A 6,362-nucleotide genomic window follows, 5' to 3' on the forward strand; every position below is an offset into this window, starting at 1 on the left:
AGTTCGCCTACCGCCTGTTGCGGGTTCTCGATCATCGCCCGCAGCAGGTTCTGCCAGTGCCGCGCCATGCGCTCGATGGTCGCCGGCTCGAACAGATCCGTGGCATAGGTCAGCGCGGCCCCCAGGCCGGCCGGGCTTTCCCAGGTGTCCAGCGCCAGGTCGAACTGCGCCGTGGCGCCCTCCCAGGGGAAGCTGTCGATGCGCAGGCCGTCGACTTCCGCGGCCTGGCGCTCGTCGCTCTGGTGGTTGTACAGCACCTGGAACAGCGGGCTGTGGCTGAGGCTGCGCTCGGGCTGCAGGGCATCCACCAGTTGCTCGAACGGCAGGTCCTGGTGCGCCTGCGCGCCCAGGGCCGTCTCGCGCACCTGGCCGAGCAGGCGGCGGACGTCCTGGCGGCCGTCGATTTCGCTGCGCAGCACCTGGGTGTTGACGAAGAAGCCGATCAGGCGCTCGGTCCCGGCATGGTTGCGGTTGGCGATGGGCACGCCGACGCGGATGTCGGACTGGCCGCTGTAGCGCTGCAGCAGCAACTGGAACGAAGCCAGCAACAGCATGAACGGCGTGACGCCTTCGCGGCGGGCGCTGGCCAGCAGCGCCTTGCCCAGTGCAGCGGGCAGCGCCAGCTCCAGGCGCTGGCCACGGCCACAGGCCTGGGCCGGGCGCGGGTGGTCGGCAGGCAGTTCCAGCCGCGGCTGCTCGCTACCCAGGCGCTGGCGCCAGTAGGCCAGCTGCCGCTCGCCCTCGCCGCCGTCCAGCCAGGCGCGCTGCCAGGCCGCGTAGTCGGCGTAGTGCAGCGCCAGCGGCGCCAGGCCCGGCTGCTCGCCGCGGCGCAGGGCGGCGTAGGCCTGCAGCAGCTCGTCGACCATGACCTGCATCGACCAGCCATCGGCGACGATATGGTGCAGGACGACCACCAGCACGGCCTCGTCCCCGCCGCGATCCAGCAGGCACACCCGCAGCAGCGGGCCGCTGGCCAGGTCGAAGGGCTGGCGGATCGCCTCCGCCACCCGCTGGCGCAGGGCGTCATCGTCCAGGCCGGCGCAGTCCTGCACCATCAGGCGCAGCGAAAGCTCCGGCGATACCCGCTGCAGCGCCCGGCCATCCACGGCCTCGAAGCGGGTGCGCAGGCTCTCGTGGCGCCGTACCAGCCAGTCGAAGGCCCCTTGCAGGGCCGCCAGGTCCAGCGCTCCGCGAATGTTCAGCACGCTGGGCAGGTGGTAGGCGGCGCCTTGCGGGTCCAGCTGCCAGAGGAACCACATGCGCTGCTGGGCGTGGGACAACGGCAGCTCGCCGCCCCTGGGCAGCGGACGCAGGCTCGGCGCGGCCTGGCCTTCCAGGCGCGCCAGGGCGGCGCAGAACGCGGCTAGGGTCGGCTGTTCGAACAGGCTTCGCAGCGGCACGTCCAGGCCCAGTTCCTGGCGCAGGCGCGAGATCACCCGGGTGGCGCTGAGGGAATGGCCGCCCAGTTCGAAGAAGTGCTCGTCGCGGGTGATGCCCTCGACGCCCAGCAGTTCCTCCCAGATGCCCGCCACGCGCTGCTCCAGCCCCTCCTGCGGCGCCTCGCCGGTTTGCCGGCGCTCCAGGTCCGGCCTGGGCAGGGCCTTGCTGTCGAGCTTGCCGTTGGCGTTCAGCGGCAGGCCGGCGAGCGGCTGCCAGGCTGCCGGGAGCATGTGCGCCGGCAGGCGCTCCGTGGCCCACTGGCGCACCTCGGCCAGCCATGCTTCACCCACCTCGCCGCCGGTGGCCACCAGGTAAGCCGCCAGTTGCGGCCCGCTGGCGCCGTCCAGGGCCAGCACGGCCGCCTCGGCCACCTTCGGGTGGGCCAGCAGGCAGCTCTCGATCTCGCCGACCTCGATGCGGAAGCCGCGGATCTTCACCTGCTGGTCGAGGCGCCCGAGGTATTCGACCTGCCCGTCGGCGCGGTAGCGCGCCAGGTCGCCGGTGCGGTACAGGCGCGCGCCGTCGGCGGCGAAGGGGTCGGCGACGAAGCGTTCGGCGGTCTGCCCGGCTCGCCCGAGGTAGCCGCGGGCCAGGCAGTCGCCGCCGATGTACAGTTCGCCGACCATGCCCACCGCGCAAGGCTGCAGGGCGGCATCGAGGATGCAAGCGCGGCGCGCGCCCAGGGCCCGGCCAATGGCCGGGGCCGCGGCCATCGGCAGTTGGCAGCGCCAGGCCAGGGGCGTGACCACCGCTTCGGTGGGGCCGTAGGCATTGAACCACTGCTGCGCCCGTACCGCGCCCTGCTCCAGCAGGCTTGGATCCCAGGCCTCGCCGCCGAGGATGCAGGCGCGCACGGCGATCTCGCGGCCGCTGCGCAGCAGTTCCCGGGCCTGTTGCTGCAGGTAGGCCGGCGGCAGGTCGAGTACGCTCACCCCGTGCCGCTCCACCTCGTCTGCCAGGCGCTGGGCGCTCCATTGCCCGGCCGCGCCGAGCAGCACCCTGGCGCCCGCCAGCAGCGGCATGAAGAGCTGCTCGGCGGCGGCGTCGAAGCTGATGGAGGCGAACTGCAGCACGCAGTCCCGCGGCCCCACGCCATAGGCGCTCGCCGCCGCCAGGCAATGCCCGGCCAGCGCCGCCTGGCTCACCGCCACGCCCTTGGGCTGGCCGGTGGAGCCGGAAGTGTAGATCACGTAGGCCCGTTGCCCGCCGTTCACCGGCGGCAGCGTTTCGGCCCCGGCCTGCGCCTGCCAGTCGGCGTCGTCCAGGGCCAGGCGCTCGATGCCTTCCAGCTGCGGCAGGCGGGTCGCCGCGCCGGCGTCGTGCAGCAGCCAGGCCGCACGGCTGTCGCGCAGCATGTAGGCCAGGCGCTGCGCCGGGTACTCCGGGTCCAGCGGCAGGTAGCCGGCGCCGGCCTTGAGGATGCCCAGCAGGCCCGCCACCAGCGCGAAGGAGCGCTCGGCGGCGATCGCCACCAGGCTTTCGGCACCTACGCCATGGGCGCGCAGGCCACGGGCGATGCCCTCGGCGCGGGCCTCAAGTTCGGCGTAGGTCAGTTGCGCGTCGCCCTGGACCAGTACCACGGCGTCCGGGGTGGCGGCGGCCTGGCGGGCGAAGCGCGCGGCCACGCCGTCCTGCGGCAGCTCCTGCAGCGGCTGTTGCCAGTCGCGCAGCGCTTCGCGCCGCTGCCCGGCGTCCAGCAGGGTCAGCTCGCCCAGGCACAGCTGCGGCGCCTCGGCAATGCGCACCAGCACCTGGCGCAGCTGGCGCTCCAGGCTGGCGATGGTGGCGGCGTCGAAGGCGTTGCGAGCGTAGACGAATTGCAGCGCCAGGCGCTCGCCCAGGGTGACGCCGAGGGTCAGCGGGTAGTTGGTCTGCTCGTGGTTGCCCGCCATGGCGAAGCTCAGGCCCGCGGGCGCGTGGCCCAGGGCCTGCGCCACCGGGAAGTTCTCGAACACCAGGATGCTGTCGAACAGCGCTTCGCCGCCCTGCCCGGCCCAGCGCTGGACGTCGTACAGCGGGGTGTGCTCGAAGTCGCGCAAGGCCAGGTTCGACGCCTGCAGCCACTGCAGGTAGTCCGCTACGGTCTGCTGCGGCTGCGGCGTGGCGACCACCGGCAGGGTGTTGATGAACAGCCCGACCTGCCCCTCGATGCCCCGCAGCTCGGCGGGACGGCCGGCGACGGTGGCGCCGAAGGCCACCGTCGGCTGGCCGGCGTGGCGTTGCAGCAGCACCGACCAGGCGGCCTGCACCAGGGTGTTGAGGGTGATTCGCTGGGCCTGGGCGAAGGCCGTCAGGCGCCGCGTGGTGGCGGCATCCAGCTCGTGCAGGTGCTCGCCCTGCCCTGTGGCATCGGAGTGCTCGCGCCCCCCCAGGCGGGTGGGCGCCGCCAGTGTGGCCAGTTGCTCGCGCCAGAAGGCCTCGGCGGCGTCCAGGTCGCGCGCCTGCAGCCAGGCGATGTAGTCGCGGTAGCGGCCCGGCGCCACTTCCGGTGTTTGGCCGGCGTAACGCTGCAGCACCTCGGCGAGGAGCTGGGCGTTGCTCCAGCCATCCATGAGGATGTGGTGGTAGGTGTAGATCAGGTGCAGGCGTCCATCGGCCAGGGGCACCAGCAGCAGGCGCAGCAAGGGTGCGCAGGCCAGGTCGAAGCCGGCCTCGCGCTCGACCTCGGCCAGGGCCTGCGGGTCGCTGCCCGCGGGCGCCAGGCGCAGGTCGACCTGCAGGCCGCCGAGCACGGCCTGCAGCGGCTGCGCCCAGCCGTCGGCCCAGAGGAAGGCGCTGCGCAGGCTGTCGTGAGCGTCCAGCGCGGCCTGCCAGGCGGCGCGGAAGCGCGCCACGTCCAGGCCGCCGATGTCCATGCGCAGCTGGTTCACGTAGTCGCCGGCCTGGCCGTGCAGGCTATGGAACAGCATGCCCTGCTGCATGGGCGAGAGCGGGTAGATGTCCTGCACCGCGACCAGGTCCAGCGGCAGCGCGTCCAGCTGCGTCTGGTCCAGGCCGGCCAGGGGGAAGTCCGAGGGCGTCGCCCCGGCGTGGCGCGGGTCGCGGCAGTGGTCGATGAGCGCCTGCAGCTCGCGCGCGTAGTCGTCCACCAGGTGCTGCACGCTGGCCGCCTCGAACATTTCCTGGCTGAACGCCCAGCTCAGGTTCAGCTCGCCGCCGTAGACCTGGCCTTCGATGCTCAGCCAGTTGGCCAGGGGCGCGCGCGGGTCCTGGGCCTGGCCGGCGCTTTCGGCGGCCGGCAGCAGCAAGGCGGCTGCGTCGAACTGGCGGTCGAACCGGCCCAGGTAGTTGAAGGTGATGCGCGGCTGCGGCAGCGCCGCCAGGGCCTGCGCCGCCTCGTCGCCGGCCAGGTAGCGCAGCAGGCCGTAGCCGACGCCCTTGTCCGGCACGCCGCGCAGTTGTTCCTTGACCGCCTTGATCGAGGCGCCGATATCGGCGGCCGGCGTCAGGCGCAGCGGGAACAGGCTGGTGAACCAGCCGACGCTGCGGCTCAGGTCCAGCCCGCCGCCCAGGTCCTCGCGGCCGTGGCCTTCCAGCTGCACCAGCAGGCTGGCGTCGCCGGTCCAGCGGCACACCACCCGGGCCAGGGCAGTCAGCAGCAGGTCGTTGACCTGGGTGCGGTAGGCCGCCGGGGCCTCCTGCAGCAACTGGCGGGTGCGCTCGGCGTCGAGGGTCAGGGTGAGCTTGCGTTCGTGGCGGTTCTCCAGCGCGCCTTGCGGGTTGTCGCAAGGCAGGCTGCGCGGGGCGTCGGCCAGTTGCGCCTGCCAGTAGGCCAGTTCGCCCAGGCGCCGCGGCGCCTGTTCGTGCAACTGGCGGGTCCAGGCCTGGTAGGCGCTGCTGCGCGGCGGCAGGCCGGCGTCCGGCTGTTCGTACAGGTGCTGCAGGTCCTCCAGCAGGATGCGCCAGGACACCCCGTCCACCACCAGGTGGTGGATCACCAGCAGCAGGCGTTGACCGCCGTCGGCCAGGTCCACCAGCAACGCGCGCAGCAGCGGGCCGTTTTCCAGGTCAAGGCTGCGCTGGGCTTCTTCGCAGAGCGCTGCCAGCGCCTCGGGCGAATCGGCCTGGCGCCGCCACAGCGGGCTTTCGGCCTGCTCGGCGTAGGCCTGCTGCCAGGCGCCGTCCGCCTGGCGGAAACGCAGGCGCAGGGCGTCGTGATGCGCCAGCAGGCGCGCCAGCGCGCGCTCCAGGCGCTCGCCGTCCAGGCGCTGGCGGGCCTGCAGCAGCAGCGACTGGTTCCAGTGCCGGCGGTTGGGAATGGCCTGCTCGAAGAACCAGTGCTGCACCGGCGCCAGGGCCGCCTCGCCCTGGGCCGGGCCCTGTTCCACCGCGGCGGCCGCCAGGGGCTTGGCCACCTGGGCCAGGCCGCGCACGCTCTGGTGCTGGAACAGGTCGCGCGGGCTCAGCTGCAGCCCAGCCTGGCGCGCCCGGCTGACCACCTGGATGGCGACGATGGAGTCGCCGCCCAGGGCAAAGAAGTTGTCGTCCAGGCCGACCTGGGGGAGGCCCAGCAGGTCCTGCCAGATGGCCGCCAGGCGCTGCTCCACCTCGTTGCGCGGTGCCACGTAGTCGGCCTGGGCCACGGTCGCGTCGGGTTTGGGCAGAGCTTTGCGGTCGAGCTTGCCATTGGGGCTCAGGGGCATCTGCTCCAGGGCCAGCCACTGCGCCGGGACCATGTATTCCGGCAGGCTGCTGGCCAGATGCGCGGCCAGGATTTCACGCCAGTCATCCTGCTCGGTATTGAGCACCACGTAGCCGACCAGCCGCTTGCCGTCCACGGCCAGCACCGCTGCTTCGCGTACCAGCGCGTGCTCCAGCAGTCGCGCTTCGATCTCGCCCAGCTCGATGCGCAGACCACGTAGCTTCACCTGGTGATCGATGCGGCCGGCGTATTCGATCACGCCGTCGGCGCGATAGCGGGC

1 protein-coding gene is annotated in these 6,362 nt (G+C 72.8%); it reads right to left on the minus strand.

Annotation, left to right across the window (positions count from 1 at the left end; genetic code table 11):
* A partial coding sequence (locus tag CHC02_RS29635) for a non-ribosomal peptide synthetase (protein WP_141137709.1) occupies positions 1-6,362 on the minus strand: 6,362 nt, incomplete at both ends.

The organism is Pseudomonas delhiensis (assembly GCF_900187975.1).
In the GTDB taxonomy this organism is placed as follows: Bacteria; Pseudomonadota; Gammaproteobacteria; order Pseudomonadales; family Pseudomonadaceae; genus Pseudomonas; species Pseudomonas delhiensis.